We start from the raw sequence: 15,948 nt of genomic DNA, 5'->3' as shown, positions 1-15,948 counted from the left end.
GATGCCCCGAGGCAGCGGGCGGCCGCCGGACGGTTCTCCCTTGATCGGCGCAGAGGTCCAGTCCACACTGGCCACGGGCGGAATAAGGGGATGACATGTCGGATACGCCGTCGGCCACGGGGGACCCGCGGGAGGAGCAGGGCGCGGTCGGCCCACGGATCCAAGCGCTCCGCCGGCGGGCCGGGCTGAGCCAGGAGGCCGCCGCCTCACGGGCCGGGATCAGCACCAGGGCGCTGCGTGACATCGAGCGCGGCCGGGCCCGGCGGCCCCGGCCGCGCACGCTCCGAAGCCTGGCCGGGACGCTGGGACTGAGCGGCGAGGAGCTGGCGGACCTGCTGGCCGCCCGCACCGGGCCGCCGCGCGACACCGGCCGGCCGCGGCTGCTGGTCCTCGGCCCGCTCGCACTCCAACGGGGCCGGACCCCTCTCCCGGTCACCAGCCCCATGCTGCGCCGCCTCCTCGGGCTGCTCGCCCTCAAGCACCCCGAGTCCGCCACCCAGCAGGAGATCACCGACATCCTCTGGCCGTCCGGGCCGCCCCACTCCCACCCGAGCCTGATCCACACCTACGTCAGCCAGGTCCGCCGGCTGCTTTCCACGGGTGACCCGCGGAGCGCTCCGCCGCAGGCCATCGCCCGGACACCCACCGGCTACCGGCTGGAGGTGTCCCGGAACCAGATCGACCTCGGCCATTTCGACGAAGTGCTGGCCCAGGCGCAGCGGCCGCACCGCGTGCAGGACCGGGAGGCCCTGTTCACGTCGCTGACGGGGGCACTGCGCTGCTGGCGGGGCCCCGTCCTCGCGGACGCGGACCCGGTGCTGCGCCGGCATCCGGCCGCGGTGGCGGCCGACGAGCGTCGGGTCAGGGCGACGCTGCTGCACGCCGACACGGCGTTGCTGCTCCGCCGCTCCGAGGAGGCCGTCCCGGTCCTGGCGGCCCTGGTGAACACCGAGCCGCTGCACGAGGGCCTGCACGCCCGGCTGATCCTCGGCCTCGCCGACAGCGGGGAACAGGCCGCCGCGCTCGACGTGTTCAGCCGTCTGCGCGACCGGCTCGACGAGGAACTCGGCATCGAGCCCGGCTCGGAGGTCAGCGAGGCGCACCTTCGAGTGCTGCGCGGGCAACTGCCGCGCACGCAGCGCCTCGACGACTCGGCCTCGGCCGGACGAGCGGCGATCACCCACCCGATCCCGGCCCAACTGCCCGCGGCGGCCGACGCCTACGTCGGACGGCGTTCCCAGACGCGGGTGTTGGACACCCTCGTCCTGTCCGATCCGGCGCGGCGCTCGCACCTGGCCGTCGTGGTCGGCGCGCCCGGGGTCGGCAAGACCGCCCTCGCGACGCACTGGGCGCACGCGCGTCGCGAACACTTCGCGGACGGACAACTGTTCATCGATCTGCGTGGCTACTCCCGGCTCCCGGTCCTGCGCCCCGGCGACGTCCTCGCACAGTTCCTCCGGGCACTCGGAGTCCGGTCCCACGACCTGCCCCAGGACGAGGACGAGGCCGCGGCCCTGTACCGTACGCTGCTGGCCGACCGGCGCCTGCTGGTCGTGCTGGACAACGCGCGCGACGCCGAGCAGGTCAGACCGCTCATCCCGGGCGCCCGCGGCTGCGCGGTGGTGATCACCAGCCGGGGTGAGCTCTCCGGGCTGGTCTCCGGCGACGGCGCGCGCCGCATCGCCCTGGACGTGCTCGACCCGGACGAGGCCTGCCGGCTGCTGAGCAGCATCGTCGGCGTGTGCAACGTCGCGGCCGAGAAGGAGGCGGCCCGCAGGCTCGTGGCGCTGTGCGGCGGTCTGCCTCTGGCCATCCGGATCGCCGCCGCCAACCTGGTGGCCGGCAACGCCCGTATCGCCGACCACTGCGCCGAGTTGGCGGGTGAGGACCTCATCGGCCGACTGCACATCGAAGGAGACCGGAGCTCGGCCGTGCGGGCCGCCTTCGACCTCTCCTACCGTGCGCTTCCGGCCGGTGCGCGGCGGATGTTCCGGCTCCTCGGCCTGTTGCCGGGCCGCGAGGTCACCCTGGAGGACGCCGCAGCCCTGGCGGACTCGACCCCGGCCGCGGTGGCCCGACTCCTGGTGGGCCTGGCGGACGCCCATCTGGTGCGCCAACGGGCGTTCGGTCGCTTTGAGTTGGACGTCCTGCTGCACGCCTACGCCCGTGAACTGGCCAGCGGCGAGGAAGCGCACGCCGCACGCCGACGGCTCGACCACGCCCGGGCGCGTGAACTCTTCCGGAGCGTCGACGGACAGGAACGCGGACAGGAGAGAGGGGAGGGCAACTGCTCCGGCAGTTCGGTCTCTTCTGCCGGTTCCCGGGGCTAGGTCGGCAACGACCGGCAAACAGGCAGGTCAACGCAGGTTTCCTCAGTCGCTACCGGCTTCGTCGGCGCTCTCCTTCCTCTGGCCCGACTGGAGGAGCGCGGCCAGGCGGAAATCGTAACGTTGCGGCACCGCGAGACCACCTACCTCCCTACGTGCCGATCGACAGGAGCCCCGCATGAGCCGGTACGACCGACTCGCACACACCTCGGCAGTGCGCCGGGTCCAGCAGGAGATGGGCAGCGCCACGGCGGTCGGCCGCCGCCTGCGGGAGCCGGCCGAAGAGGCGGAGCCCCTGACCGCCGCCGCGACCGACTTCATCCGCAGCCTCGACGGCTTCCTGTTCGCCAGCGTCGGTGAGACCGGCTGGCCGTACATCCAGTTCCGCGGCGGACCACCGGGCTTCGTCCACGTCCTGGACGAGCACACCCTCGGCTATCTGGACGTCCGCGGCAACCGGCAGTACATCACCACCGGCAACGTGCGCGGCAACGACCGCGTCGCGCTCTTCTTCCTCGACCACGCCCGGCAGACCCGCCTCAAACTCTTCGGCCGCGCCACCGCCGTACCCGCCGACGAGAACCCCGTACTCGCCGAACGCCTGGACTCGCCGCGCACCGAAGGCAGGGTCGAACAACTCGTCACCGTCCGGGTCGAGGCCGTCGCCTGGAACTGTCCCAACCACATCACGCCCCGCTTCACCCGACGCGAACTCTCCGACGCCCTGGGACCGGTCCATGACCGGCTGGCGAGGCTGGAAGAGGAGAACGCCGCCCTGCGAGCGGAACTCGCCGCGCGACACCGCTCGTCACCGCCGCGCGGAGCCGACGAGCACCATCGACGACGGAAGGGCTGAACGGCCGTGGAAGAACGACCGGCAGAACACGCCACGGTGGTCGCGACCCCGCCGATGACCGGCGGGACCGCCGGGGCGCCGCCACCGGGGGAGCCCGCGATCTGGTCCCGCAACTTCCGGTACTACTTCGTCGCCCGCAGCGCCGGTCTGCTCAGCTGGGCCATGCTGCCGGTCGCCGTCGCCGCCGGTCTGCTCCTCGACGGGTACGGTCTGGACGCCGCGGGCTACTCGATGGCCTTCCTGGTCGCCCCGTTCGCGGGCCTGGTGCTGTTCGGCGGTGTGCTCGCCGACCGGTTCACCGCCCGCCGGATGATGATCATCGCGGATCTGGCCAACCTCGCCGCCCACATCATGCTCGCCCTCCTGTTCGTCCACGGCATCGACCACCTCTGGCAGTTGTACGCGCTGCTGGTGGTGGCCGGGACCGCCAACGCACTGTTCCAGCCGGGCGCCTCCTCGACCGTCCCGCTGGTATCCCGGGACGTGCAGGGCGCCAACGGGGTGCTGCGTACCTCCGAGGCGATCACCGGACTCGGCGGCCCCGCGCTGGCGGGCGTCCTCGTCGGGTTCGGATCCACCGGCTGGGTGATGGCGATCTCCGCCGTCGCCTACGGGACCAGCGCGGTCTGCCTTCTCGCGCTCCGGCTCGGAACGGTCCCCGCCCCGCCGCCGGGCGAGGGCCTGTGGCGCAACCTGGCGGTCGGCTGGCGGGAGTTCCGAGCCCGTAGCTGGCTCTGGGGCGTGATCGTGATCTGGATGTTCTACGCGGTGCTCGCCTGGGGGCCGCAACTGTCGGTCGCCGCGGGTGTCATCGTGCCCGAACACGGCGCGCGGTCCTTCGGCCTGCTCAACGCGGCGTTGGGCGCCGGAACCGTGATCGGTGGCCTGCTGGCGATCCGCTACAAGCCCCAACGGCCGCTCGCCGCCGGTGCGGTGGCGATGCTGGCCTACCCGCTGTACCCGCTGGGCATCGTGCTCGGACTGCCGGTCTGGGCGCTCGCTGCCGCCCAGGTCGCGGTCGGGGCCGGGATCGGTGTCTGGGGCGTCATGTGGGCCACCAGCGTGCAGACCCAGATACCGGGCGAGATGCTCAACCGCATCCACGCCTACGAGGTCGCCGGCTCTGTCGGCATGTACCCGATCGGCAGTGCGCTGGCGGGCCCCGCCGTCGGCGCGTTCGGCACCGACCAGGTGCTCCTGGTCGGCGTCGTCGTCTCCTTCCTCACCGCCACCGCTCTGCTGGCCGCCCGCCCGATCCGCTCCCTGCGCCGAGTGCCGGACCGCTGCTGAGGGCGGAGCGGCCGGCGGTCCGCCGTGAGGTCGGCCGAGGTGTGGTCCGGGTGGTGAGCCGCGCCCGGCTCACCGGTCCGACGCCACGCATCACGCCGGGGCCCGGACACCTGCGCCAAGGGCCGATCGGCGTTCTCGGACTCAGCCGGCACCCCGGCTGTACGCCCGCCACAGCGCCGCGTACTCGCCGTCGTGCGCGAGCAGTTCGTCATGGGTGCCCTCTTCGGCGACCCGGCCGCCGGAGAGCAGCGCGATACGGTCCGCGTCGCGCGCCTGGTCCAGGCGGTGGGCGACGATCACACTGGTCCGGCCCCGGGTCACCCGGGCGAGCGCCCTCCGCAGCAGATCGCCCGCCCCCGACTCGGCGGTGGCCTCGTCGAGCACGGCCACGGGCGGATCGGCCAGCAGGACGCGGGCCAGCGCCAGATGTTGGACCGCGCCGTCGTCCAGGGGCGTCCCGCCCGGGCCGAGCACGGTGTCGAGGCCGGACTCCAGGCCCTCCGCCCAGTCGGCGTCCACCGCGCGCAGCGCCGCGCGGAGTTCCTCGTCGGACGCGCCGGGGCGGGCCAGCCGCAGATTGTCCGCCAGGGTGCCGCCGAACCGGTGGACCTCCTGCGTCACCAGATACCGGGCGGCGGGCGCCCCGGCGCACGACCCCACGGTGATCCGGCCGCCGGTGGGTTCGCCCAGGCCCGCTATCAGCCGCGCCAGAGTGGACTTGCCCGAGCCGCTCGTGCCCACGAGTGCGACGCTGGTGCCCGCCGGCACGGTCAGGGTCACCTCGCTGAGCGCGGGGCGCACTCCGTCGTACGAGAAAGAGACGTTGTGCACCGCTATCTCGGGAGAGGCCGGGGAGTCCGGGGAGTCCGGGACGCGCGCCGGGCGCGGCACGGCCGTCCCGTCGCCCCGACCGTCGGCGAGGTCGGTGATCCCGACCAGACGGGCCAGGCCCACCGTAGCCCGCTGGATATCGTCCAGACTGCCCAGGAGCGCGCCCACCGGTCCGAACAGGCGGTGGAAGTAGAGGGCGGCGGCGGTGGCAGCGCCGAGCGAGATCGCCCCCGCGCCGAGCAGCGCGTACCCGGTCGCGAGTACGGCGGCCAGGCCGACGAACTCCGCCGCGTTGAGCCACCCCGTGAAGCGGTTGCGCAGCCGTACGCCCTCGCGCTGCCGCTCGATGGCCCGCTCGCCCCGATCGGACAGCTCGGCCAGGTGCGCGCCCTGGGTTCCGTACGCGCGAATGGTCTCCGCGCCGTGCACCGCCTCGATGACGCTCTGCCCGCGCGCGGACTCCAGCCTGCGGATGTCCCCGTACACCTGGTGGGTGCCCGCGAGGAAGCGGCGGGTGGCCAGGACGTGGACGGGTAGGCAGACCAGGCCCGCCAGGGCGAGGCGGGGGTCGAGGACCGCGAGCCCGACCAGGCTCAGACCGATGGTGAAGGCAGCGCCGGTCACCTCGGGCAGGACGTCGGAAGCGGCCTCCGAGATGGCCTCGACGTCGTGGGTCACCCGGGAGACCACGTCCGAGCTGTCCGAGGACTCCACGAGGTCGACGGGCAGCCCGATCGCGGTCGTGAACACGTCCTCGCGCAGTGCCGCCAGGACGTCCTGGACCAGGGCGACCAACATCCGCCCGCCCAGGAGGGCGAGAGCGGCACCGGTGGCCGCGACGACCAGCAGGGCGATGCCGAGCGTGGTCACCCGGCCCCTCCCGGAGACATCGGCGACCGCGTCGACGATGGAGCCGAGGAGGGGCGGAGTGGCGAGGGTCACCGCGGTTCCGACGAGGAGGGTCCCCAGCGCCGCGCTGAGCCGGAAGCGGTGGGCGCCGATTCGGCGCAGCAGTTCCCGCCGGGTCCGGCGGGAGTCGGCGATGGGCAGGGTGGGTACCGGGGTCACCGGGGGGCTCCGTTCGGTTCGTGACGGTCGGCGGCGGGAGCGGTGTCGGACGTGGAGTCGCACTCCGTGCCCGAAGTGGCGGCGGCAGGAGTGGTACAGGGCGCGGTGTCGGTTTCCGCCGACAGGTCGACGACCCGGTCGCAGGCGGAGAGCAGGATGCCGCTGGTGGTGACCAGCAGCGTGGTCGTGCGCAGGGCGCGCAGGCCTTCGGCGATGCGCTGCTCGGTCGCCGGGTCGATGGCGGTGGTCGGCTCGTCGAGGACCACGACCTGCGCACCGGTGTGCAGCGCGCGGGCCATCAGCAGCCGCTGACGCTGCCCGCCGGAGAGCTTGCGTCCCCGTTCGCCGACGTCGCGCCCGTCCCCGCCGATGTCCTCGATCACGTCGTCGAGCATCGTCGCCCGCAGCACGGCGGGGTCCGGGGCACCGCCCGGGGGGACGAGGTTGGACCGCAGCGAGCCGGAGAACACCGCGCTGTGGTGGGGTGGCGCGGCGATCAACTCCCGTACCCGCTCGGGCCCCAGCGCGACCGCGTCGACGCCGCCCACCAGGAGTTCACCGCGGGCGAGTGGCACGCGGTAGCCGAGCCGGTCGCCGATGTCCCGGGCCAGGGCCGGCCGGCCGGGCACGACGCCGACGAGCTCGCCGCGCCCCAGCCGCACCGGCTCGTCGTGGCCGGGCGGGTGCCAGAGCAGCGCCGGGGCGGTGGTGTCGGCCGAATCCCCGGGCAGGCCGTCCCGGGGGCCGGGGGCGGTCTCGATCAGGGGCGGTTCGTTGATGAGGTCGCTGAGCCGGCGGGCGGAGGCGCGCTTGTGTATCCAGTTGGAGGCGAAGGTGCCCACGTGGGCGAGCGAGCCCTGGAGGTACTGGGCGAGGCCCAGGACGGTGACGAGCTGACCGGTCGTGATGTCGCCGTCGAGAGCGAGACACCCGGAGGCGGTGGCGAGCGCGGCCAGGAAGAGTCCGGACAGCAGGAGGCTCACGCTGGAGTACGTCAGTACCGACCGCGCGGCGGCGACGGCGCCCCGGCGCGACTCCTGGCTCGCTACGCGGTAGCGGCGGGCCGCCTCGGCGCGGGCGTTCATGCCGGTGACCACCCGCAGGCCGGTGATCATGTCCGTGGCGACGTCACCGGCCCGAGCCGCCGAGCTCTGCTCGGCCAGCCCCCGTGCCTCCAGCGGCATCGAGATCCGCCGCATGACCAGCAGCAGCAGGACGGTGCCGCCGATCACCCCGGCGCCGAGCGGGAGGGAGATCAGCAGCAGGACGGCCGACGCCGTCAGGATGGCGGTGATCGTGGACGCCTGCTGGACGACGCTCCAGGAGACCCCGGCGACCCGGTAGGTGTCGGAGGAGACCAGCGAGAGCGCCTCGCCCGCCCCGGGCGGCCGCCGCAGCGAGCGCGGATCCAACAGCCTGGCCATCGTCCTCAGGCGCAAGGCCTGTTCGCCGTATCCGTAGACGGTCACCATCGCGGACGAGGCCCGCTGGTACGACAGGGACAGCAGCGTGAACACCCCGGCGAGCACGGTGAGCCACCCGAGGAGGGCCGGGCCGTCGGAAGGGGCGAGCGCCCGGTCGATGACGACCCCGATGAGGATCGGCACCAGGGCCTCGCACAGCTGATGGACCATGAACGCGACCGTGGTGAGGCCGAGCCGCAGGCCGCGCCCGTCCCGCACGAGCGCGATACGGAACAGCGTCTGTACGGAGGCGGGTTCGGGGTCCTGGCGCGCCTCGGATGCGCGGGGCCCGGGGCCCTTCGCCGGGTGGTCCGCTGCCGGGGGCCGGGCCGGCGGGGTCGTGGTGCTCACGGGTCGCTCCTCGGGAGGCAAGGGGGGGTGGGCCGCGCGGGTGGAGGTGTCCGCAGGGCGGTCATCGACGACGGCCCGCGTACTGGCGGGCGAGCAGCCAGGCCAGGTAGGCGCCGCCGACGCACACCGTGACGACGCCGACCGGCAGGTCGATGCGCTGGGCCAGGTAGTCCGCGCCGACCAGGACGGCCGCCCCGGCGAGGGCGGCGGGCACGATGCGCAGGGTGGTCGAACTCCGGGTCAGACGCTGGGCGATCTGCGGAGCGGCGAGGGCGATGAAGGCGATCGGGCCCGCCGCGGCGGTCACCAGCGCGGTGAGCGCCACGCCGACGACGGTGGCGGTCAACCGGGCGCGCTGGGCGCGCACGCCGAGCGCGACGGCCGCGTCGTCCCCCATCTCCAGATGGACCAGGGGCCGTACGACGAGGGCGGAGCCGATCAGTAGAAGGGCGAACACGGCGGCGGTCGAGCGCAGTTGGTCGAAGCCGAGCCCGCTGAGGGAACCGGCGCCCCAGGTGGCCGCGAGCATCGCCTGCTGCGGGCTGACGGAGAGCAGCAGCATCGACGTGAGCGAGCCGAGGAACGCGCCGACGGCGATGCCGACGATGATCAGCCGGAACGGCCGCAGCCCGCCGCGGTAGGCCAGCAGGTACACCAGCAGCGCTGTCAGGGCCCCGCCGATCAGGGAACCCGAGGCCACCGCGAGGTAGTTGGCCGTGCCGAGCAGAAGCATCACGACACTCGCGCCGGCGTACGAGCCGGAGGCGAAGCCGATGACGTCGGGGGAGCCGAGCGGATTCTTGGTGAGCGACTGGAACAGGGCGCCGCTGATCGCGAGAGCCGCTCCGCACACCACGGCGAACAGCAGCCTCGGCAGCCGCCAGGTCACCACGACGAGGCGCGCCCGGGGGTCGGCGTCCGGGTCGAGGAGGGCGGACAGCACCTGGAGGGGCGTCAGGCTGATCGACCCGGAGCCCAGGGTCACGACCCCCAGGGCGGCGACCACGACGGCCAGGGCGGCGCAGACGAGCACGGCGCGCCGGTCGACGCGCAGCGCCACCCCGCCGCGCCGCAGGGTCCAGGTGGCCCGGCCGGAGTCGACCTTGCCGGGCGGTCGGTCCGGGCCCCGTGTCCGTAGGGTCCCGGTGGTCGGCGGCGCGGTCCCGGCCGGCTGCGACGCGTTGCGGGTGCTCACAGGGTGCTCACCTTCCGCCGCCGGACGAGGGCGACGAGGACGGGGGCGCCGACCAGCGCCGTGACGAGGCCGACCCGCAGTTCCCCGGAGGGCAGCACCACACGGCCGATGATGTCGGCGGCCAGCAGGAAGGCGGGGGCGACGATGACGGTGACCGGCAGGATCCAGCGCTGGTCGGGCCCCACGAACCAGCGCACGATGTGCGGGACCATGAGCCCGACGAACGAGATCGGACCGGCGATGGCGACCGCGGTTCCGGCCAGCAGCGTGACGGCCAGGATCACCGAGACCCTGGTCACCGCCAGACGCGTACCCAGGGAGCGGGCGATGTCGTCGCCGAGTGCGAGGGCGTTGAGCGATCCCGCGCTGAGCAGTCCGAGCAGGAGGCCGGAGCCGATGAGCGGCAGGGCGACCGGCAGGATGTCGAGCGACCGCCCGCCGATGGAGCCGACGCCCCAGAAGCGCATGACGTCGAAGGTGGTCGTGCTCTTGAGCGCCATGGCGCTGGTGAATCCGCCGCACACGGCGGTGAAAGCGACGCCCGCCAGGGTGAGTTTGACGGGTGTGCCGCGATCCGCCCCGATCGAACCGAGGGCGTAGACGAGAACGGTGAGCCCGAACGCCCCGCCCAGGGCGAACCAGATGAACTGTCCGGCGGCCGTGTATCCGAGTACGGCGACCGCGAACGTCACCGCGAGGCTCGCGCCCGCGTTGACGCCGAGGATGCCGGGGTCGGCCAGGGGGTTGCGGGTGAACGCCTGGATCAGCGCGCCGCTGAGGCCGAGAGCCGCGCCGGTGACCAGCCCGATGACGGTACGTGGGACCCGTAGTTCGCGCACCATGACGTGTTCGTCGGAGTCGTCGAAGTGGAGCAGCGCGTCCCCTACGGTGCCGGGCGCGATGGCGCGCGCCCCGATCATCACGCTGAGGACGGCGACGACGAGGAGCAGGGCGGCGGCGGTGAGCAGGATCAGCAACCGGTGCCGGTGGCGGCGGGCGGGGCCCGCGTCGTCGCGCGGGCCCGGCGCGGTGCGCTCGGCGGCGGCGGTGAGGTCACCCGTGGGCGGGGCGGTCGTCATGGTTGTCCTTGGGGAGGGGGCGTCACCTGGGCGGAGCGGCGGACGGAGGTCAGGAGCCCGCGCCGGTGTTGCCCCTGCCCGCCACGGCGTCGGCGAGCATGGGCACGTAACGGTCGATCGCCCACGGGATGGAGAGCACCGAGGGTCCGCTGGTGGCCATGCCCATGGTCGCGTCCTGGACGAAGGTGTACCTGCGCTCCGCGATCGGCTTCCAGCGGGTGAAGAGCGGGTCCTTCAGCGTGTGCTCGACCTCGTCGGCCCCGTTGGCCCAGGCGACGAAGATGTCGGCGTCGATGGTGTCGAGCTTCTCCAGGCTGATGCCGCCGTACCAGTTGGTGCCCTTGACGGTGGAGGCGATCCTCTTCATCGAGGGGGTGTTCTCGAAGCCCATCTCGGTGAGGAGGCGGACCCGGGCGTCGTAGTCGACGTAGAGGCCGACGTCGGTGGAGCCGGGGGCGAGGGCCAGTCCGTAGGCGAACGTGGTGCCCTTGAACCCCGGGTTGTCCTTCGCCACCGCGGCCAGCTGCCCCTGGACGTCGGTGACGAGGTTCTCGGCCTTGCCGCTCTCGCCCAGCGCCGTGCCGATGGTCCGGGTCATCTCCTGCCAGGTTCCGCCGTCCCACGGCTTCTCGAGGTAGGGGAGGGTGGGGGCGATCTGGGAGAGCCGCTCGTAGTCGACGTCGGTGATGCCGGAGTACAGGCCGACGATGAGATCGGGTTCCAGCGCGAGGATCTGCTCGAAGTCGATCTCGCCCGCGTCGCCGTAGTTGAGGGTCTCGGGCAGCGGGCCCCCGAGCTTCTCGACCGTGCTGCGGAACCAAGGGGTGTAGCCCTGCTTGTCGCCGCCCCACTGCTTGTCCACGCCGACGGGGACGGTGCCGAGGGCGGCGACCACGTCCAGGGACATCCAGCTGACCGCCACGACGCGCTTCGGCTTCTGCTCGATCGTCGTGTTTCCGTGACCGTGCTCGATGGTCACGGGGAACGCGGCCGACTTCGCCCCGGACTTCGCCTCCGGGGCGTTGGAGCCGGACGTGGTGCCACCGCAGCCCGCCAGGACGACGACCGCGGCGACCGCAACCGTCAGCGCGCGGACCAGGGCGCCCGGCCCGCGTCGGGCCGGGATGAATATCGACATGTCTCTCCTTGGTTCCGAGGTAAGGCAACCCTCACCTGGAGAGACATTAGGAAGGCTGGAGTCGCTGAGGGGTCGTGTACCGGCCAGGGTGTGTCGTGAATCGGCCATCTGGCGGGCGGGCCTCCGCCCGCGGCGTCGCGGTGGGAGGGGGTGGCGGGCGGTCGGGGGTCAGCGGGCGGCCGGCGCCGGAGCGGCCTGCTCGCGCAGGTACTCCGTCGGGCTGGCGCCGGTGACCCGGCGGAAGGCCGCGCAGAACGCGCTGGTGGTGGCGTAACCGCTGCGGTGTGCCACGAGGTTGACCGGGTGCCCCTGGGCGAGCAGGGCCGTGGCGGCGGACATGCGGACCAGTGAGCGCCACCGGGCGAACGGCATGCCGACGTCGCGGCTGAACGTCCGGGTGACGGTGCGTACGCTCAGCGCGTGCCTGGCCGCCCAGCCCTCCACGGAGAGGTCGCTCTCCGGATCGCGCATGACGTCGTCCGCCAGCACCTGGATCCGCCGGTCCTCCGGCACGGGCACCTCGATCGCGGGAAGGGTGTCCTCCTCCAGCATCTCGATGACGACGCGCTGCGTCCGCAGCCGGAGGTCGTCGGGCATCGCGGTCGCGTCGAGGTGCAGCAGCATCTCCTGGAGCGCACGGCTCACCCGCATCGGGCGGGCGGCGGACCACCCCGGCGGGACGGCCCGTCGTGCCACGTAGGTGTAGCAGCTGATGCCGCCCGCCTCGTGGGAGGCCGCGTGCGGGGTGCCGGGTGGAAGCCAGGCGCCCTGCCCCGGGAGCAGCCGGCGCACGGTGTTCCGGGTGCGCAGGGTGATCGAGCCGGTGTGCGGCCAGACCAGCAGGGCGTCGGTGTGCGTGTGCACGCCCGAGGTCACCGGCCGTGTCGGTTCGGAGTCGTCGAACACCGCGGTGGTGAGCAGATACGGCTCGGCCACCTCGGCCCCGCCGGCCGGGGGTTCGGCCCAGGCCGTCGAGGCCGTCGAGGTGGCCTCGACGTGCGGGTGGCGGGAGGCGGCGATCGGCATGAAGTTAGGTTACCCTAACTATCCCGGGCGGCCGCTGGGCGGCGATGGAGGCGGCCACGGTCATCGCGGACGATGTGCGGCCGGCCGGCCGGCCGGCCGGTGGGGGGCGGGGCGCGGGTTCAGGACAGCCTCGGCCAGGGTGTCGACGGCGGGCCGTAGGCCGCCACCAACGCGTTATGGACGGCTTGTCGCCCCGCCTGCCGGAACGCGCGGGGGTGGGAGTCCACTTCGTGCACCTTGATCGACCGAAGGACGACCGCGACCGCCACCGTGGTGCCGGGGTTCAGCGTCGCGAGCTCCTCCAACTCCTCGCGTACGCCGGAGCCGAAGGCCTCCCGCAGCTCGGCGACCCGGGTGTCCGGCCAGCCCGGCACCGTGCACGTGTCCGCCGTCTCGAACTCCACTCCCTCCTCCCAGGGTTCGAAATCCGCCACCGCCACGGCGAGGGAGGACGGGCAGCCGCCCTGGCGCGCGTACACGGCCTTGACCGCGGACAGGGGGCGGGGAGGGAAGGTCCTGGGCTCGGTGGTCATGCGCGCCACCGTACCGACGCCCCGGCGGCCTCCCCACGGAATATCCGCGGGGAGGCCGCCCGCTCAGGCGTCCCGGCGCAGCTCCAGGGCGCAGCACTTCACGCTGCCGCCCGCCTTGAGGAGTTCCGAGAGGTCCACGCCGACCGGGCGGAACCCGCGCTCGCACAGCCGGCCGGCCAGATCCGTCGCGTTCTGCGGCAACACCACGTTGTACCCGTCCGACGTCGCGTTCAGCCCGAACGCGGCCGCGACGGCTGCGGAGGCGAGGAGGGCGTCCGGAAACAGCCGCCGCATCACGGCCGGACTGCCGGGGGAGAAGGCCGCCGGGCCCTTTGCGGGTGGAGTGTCGACTGGCGCCCTTGCGTCGGACCGCGCCCATGTCCCACCCATGTCCGCCCATGATCGACCCCGCGTCCGGCCCATCTCCGACCCGCGTCCGACCCGAGCCCGGTCCGGGGGCCGATGGTGCCCGCCGCGCCCCGGCGCTACATTCCTGCGGACGGCGGGGCCCCCGGCGGCGAGGCCCTCGCGGGCGTACGGCTCCGAGGGATTCCGCGCCGGCCCGGCCCCTTCGCCCCCGCTCTCCCCCCGAACCTCCGACGGACGGACTGCCCATGCTCTGTACGCGGCTGACGAACGCGCGCATCCTCACGATGAACCCCCACCACCCCGTCGCCCACGACCTGGGCATCTGGCGGGGCCGGGTCGTCGGTGTGGACGAGGCCGTGGCCTCCCTGCCCGCCCGCGAGGTCCTCGACCTGGGCGGCGCCACCGTGCTGCCCGGCTTCATCGACAGCCATGTCCACCTGGCCTGGGCCGGGTTGAAAGCCGGTACGCCGAGCGTCGCCCCGTGCGAGCGGGTCGAGGACATCCTCGCCGTCGTGGACGCGGCGGCCCGGCGGCCGGCCCCGTCCGGCGCCTGGGTGGATGTCGCCGGGTACGACCAACGGGCCCTGGGGCGGCACCTGACCGCCGCCGAACTGGACCGGGTCAGCCACGGCCGCAAGGTCTTCCTGATGCACGACTCCGGGCACGCGTGTGTCGTCAACACCGCCGTGCTGGAGCTGCTGCCGGACGGGACGCCGCACGAGAACGGCTTCCTCGCCGAAAGCGCCATGACCGCCGCCCGTCGACTGCGGCTGCCCTACTCCCAGGAAGAGCTGGCCGACGCGATCGAGCTGGCCGCCCGCGCCAGCCTCGACGAAGGGATCACGGCCTGCGCCGAGGCGGGCGTCGGCGGCGGCCTCCTCGGCCACAGCCCCGTCGAACTGGGCGCCTACCAACTGCTCCGGGACCGCGGCCGACTGCCCCTGCGGGTCCAGCTCATGGCATCCGGCGACACCCTGCGCCCCCGTGCCACCCATGCCGACGACGGGTTCCCCCGGGCCCTGGACCTCGGCGTGCGCACCGGATTCGGCGACGAATGGCTGTCCCTGGGAGCGCTGAAGATCTACACCGACGGCGGGATGATGGCGCGCACGGCGGCGCTCACCTCCCCGTACGAGGGCACGACCGACAACGTCGGGCGCTTCCAGGACGACCCCGACCGCCTTGCCGACCTCATCGTCGACGGGCACCTGGCGGGCTGGCAGCTCGCCGTCCACGCCATCGGTGACCGCGCCGCCGACCTCGCCCTGGACGCCCTGGAGCGGGCCCAGAAGCTGCGCCCCCGCCCGGACGCGCGTCACCGTATCGAACACGCCGGGCTGATCCGCCCCGACCAGCTGCCCCGGTTCGCCGGGCTCGGCGTGAGCGCTGTGGTCCAGCCCAGCTTCCTGCGCCACTTCGGCGACGACTACGCGACGGTGATGGGGGAGGAGAGGGAGGGCTGGATGTACCGGGGCCGGGCCTTCCTGGATCACGGGGTCGCCCTCGTCGGCAGCTCGGACCGCCCCGTCGCGGACGGTTCACCGCTGCGGGCGATCCAGTTCATGGTCGAACGCGCCTCCGTGTCGGGCCGCCTCGTCGGCCCGGACGAGGCCGTCACCGTCGACGAGGCGCTGCGGGCCTACACGGTCGCCGGAGCCCACGCCTGTCGCTGGGAGGGGTCGGCGGGCGCCCTCTCGGCGGGCATGCGCGCCGACCTGGTGGTGCTGGGCGAGGACCCGCACCGCGTGGACCCCTCGCGGATCGGGGACATCGAGATCGTCGGGACCTTCGTGGACGGCAGGGACGCCCGCGCCGCGAGGTGACGCTACGCTCGATGCCATGCGTGCGGAGAGGGTGGAGAAGGCGGAGGGCGGGCCGGTCGCCGAGTGGGTGGCTCTCGTGTCGTACGAGAACCTGCCGGGCGGTCCGCGGCCCCCGTCGGCCCTCCGCGCCTGACTGCGGGACCGTGGCATCGACTGGATGCCCTTCGCCGGGAGTCTCGTCCGCTTCGACCTCCTCTGCGGCGTCGGCGCGGACGGGCACTGGCGCGGTCGGTATGTCGTCCATGTCCGCGCGGACGCGTTGCGCGTCCTGGGCCTGCACCCCGACCAGCCCACCGCTGTGATCACCGGCCCCTCTCCGCCCCGCTGGTGGCATGCCGCCGCCGAGCGCAACGCCGGGCGCGGCCTCGGAGGCTGACGGCCACTCCGTCCGCTCCCTCTCCCAACCGCGTTCACGCGGAGCCTCTTTGAAGGTCGTGGACCGGTCGGCCCGCGCCCTGCCGAAGCCCGGTGGCCGTCGGGCGGCAGGCGGGAGGCAGAACAATACATGGACCTTTTCGTGTTATTTAGGGTGAATGGGGACATCGGCCCGTAGGTTGGGGAGAAACGCCACCCGCGTGGCGTCCCATATCCCCGACCCG

Annotated in this window: 12 protein-coding genes and 1 pseudogene; 5 read left to right on the top strand and 8 right to left on the bottom strand. The window is 73.5% G+C overall.

Features of this window, described 5'->3' with window-relative positions; translation table 11 throughout:
• Positions 1 to 95 precede the first annotated feature (95 nt).
• The 3 genes from ACIRJT_RS05725 to ACIRJT_RS05715 all read left to right on the top strand — a co-directional run bounded on the left by ACIRJT_RS05725 (position 96) and on the right by ACIRJT_RS05715 (position 4,473).
• Positions 96 to 2,330, top strand: coding sequence for a BTAD domain-containing putative transcriptional regulator (locus ACIRJT_RS05725; protein WP_403904966.1), 2,235 nt, complete (start codon positions 96 to 98; stop codon positions 2,328 to 2,330).
• 175 nt (positions 2,331 to 2,505) lie between these two features.
• Positions 2,506 to 3,183, top strand: a complete 678-nt coding sequence (locus ACIRJT_RS05720; RefSeq protein WP_403904963.1) for a pyridoxamine 5'-phosphate oxidase family protein — start codon at positions 2,506 to 2,508, stop codon at positions 3,181 to 3,183.
• A gap of 6 nt (positions 3,184 to 3,189) precedes the next feature.
• Complete coding sequence (locus ACIRJT_RS05715) at positions 3,190 to 4,473, top strand: MFS transporter (RefSeq protein ID WP_403904960.1); 1,284 nt, start codon at positions 3,190 to 3,192, stop codon at positions 4,471 to 4,473.
• Between the two features lie 141 nt (positions 4,474 to 4,614).
• Here the strand turns inward: ACIRJT_RS05715 and ACIRJT_RS05710 are convergent, their stop codons facing one another.
• The 8 genes and pseudogenes from ACIRJT_RS05710 to ACIRJT_RS05675 form a co-directional block, all read right to left on the bottom strand.
• Positions 4,615 to 6,372, bottom strand: coding sequence for an ABC transporter ATP-binding protein (locus tag ACIRJT_RS05710; RefSeq protein ID WP_403904957.1), 1,758 nt, complete (start codon positions 6,370 to 6,372; stop codon positions 4,615 to 4,617).
• Complete coding sequence (locus ACIRJT_RS05705) at positions 6,369 to 8,186, bottom strand: ABC transporter transmembrane domain-containing protein (protein ID WP_403904955.1); 1,818 nt, start codon at positions 8,184 to 8,186, stop codon at positions 6,369 to 6,371. The genes ACIRJT_RS05710 and ACIRJT_RS05705 overlap by 4 nt, the downstream gene beginning before the upstream one ends.
• Positions 8,187 to 8,247: 61 nt before the next feature.
• Positions 8,248 to 9,261, bottom strand: a complete 1,014-nt coding sequence (locus tag ACIRJT_RS05700; RefSeq protein WP_403905466.1) for a FecCD family ABC transporter permease — start codon at positions 9,259 to 9,261, stop codon at positions 8,248 to 8,250.
• 116 nt (positions 9,262 to 9,377) lie between these two features.
• Positions 9,378 to 10,460 carry a FecCD family ABC transporter permease gene (locus ACIRJT_RS05695; RefSeq protein ID WP_403904952.1) on the bottom strand — a complete coding sequence of 361 codons (1,083 nt, stop codon included), beginning with the start codon at positions 10,458 to 10,460 and terminating at the stop codon, positions 9,378 to 9,380.
• 49 nt (positions 10,461 to 10,509) lie between these two features.
• Positions 10,510 to 11,598 (bottom strand): iron-siderophore ABC transporter substrate-binding protein, encoded by a 1,089-nt coding sequence (locus ACIRJT_RS05690; protein WP_403904950.1) that lies wholly within the window; start codon positions 11,596 to 11,598, stop codon positions 10,510 to 10,512.
• Positions 11,599 to 11,766: 168 nt separating this feature from the next.
• On the bottom strand, positions 11,767 to 12,624 hold the full coding sequence (locus tag ACIRJT_RS05685) for a helix-turn-helix domain-containing protein (RefSeq protein WP_403904949.1): 858 nt from the start codon (positions 12,622 to 12,624) through the stop codon (positions 11,767 to 11,769).
• 119 nt (positions 12,625 to 12,743) lie between these two features.
• Complete coding sequence (locus ACIRJT_RS05680) at positions 12,744 to 13,157, bottom strand: hypothetical protein (RefSeq protein WP_403904947.1); 414 nt, start codon at positions 13,155 to 13,157, stop codon at positions 12,744 to 12,746.
• A gap of 63 nt (positions 13,158 to 13,220) precedes the next feature.
• Positions 13,221 to 13,484: pseudogene (locus tag ACIRJT_RS05675) on the bottom strand (amidinotransferase); the annotation flags it as partial.
• Between the two features lie 287 nt (positions 13,485 to 13,771).
• Between ACIRJT_RS05675 and ACIRJT_RS05670 the strand changes: the two are divergent.
• The gene (locus tag ACIRJT_RS05670; protein ID WP_403904945.1) at positions 13,772 to 15,349 is read left to right on the top strand and encodes an amidohydrolase; all 1,578 of its coding nucleotides are present in this window, start codon (positions 13,772 to 13,774) and stop codon (positions 15,347 to 15,349) included.
• A gap of 157 nt (positions 15,350 to 15,506) precedes the next feature.
• Complete coding sequence (locus ACIRJT_RS05665; protein ID WP_403904943.1) at positions 15,507 to 15,725, top strand: hypothetical protein; 219 nt, start codon at positions 15,507 to 15,509, stop codon at positions 15,723 to 15,725.
• Positions 15,726 to 15,948 lie beyond the last annotated feature (223 nt).

Source organism: Streptomyces sp. NPDC102283, assembly GCF_044766265.1.
Taxonomy (GTDB): domain Bacteria; phylum Actinomycetota; class Actinomycetes; order Streptomycetales; family Streptomycetaceae; genus Streptomyces.
This window is presented reverse-complemented; position numbering and strand designations above follow the sequence as displayed.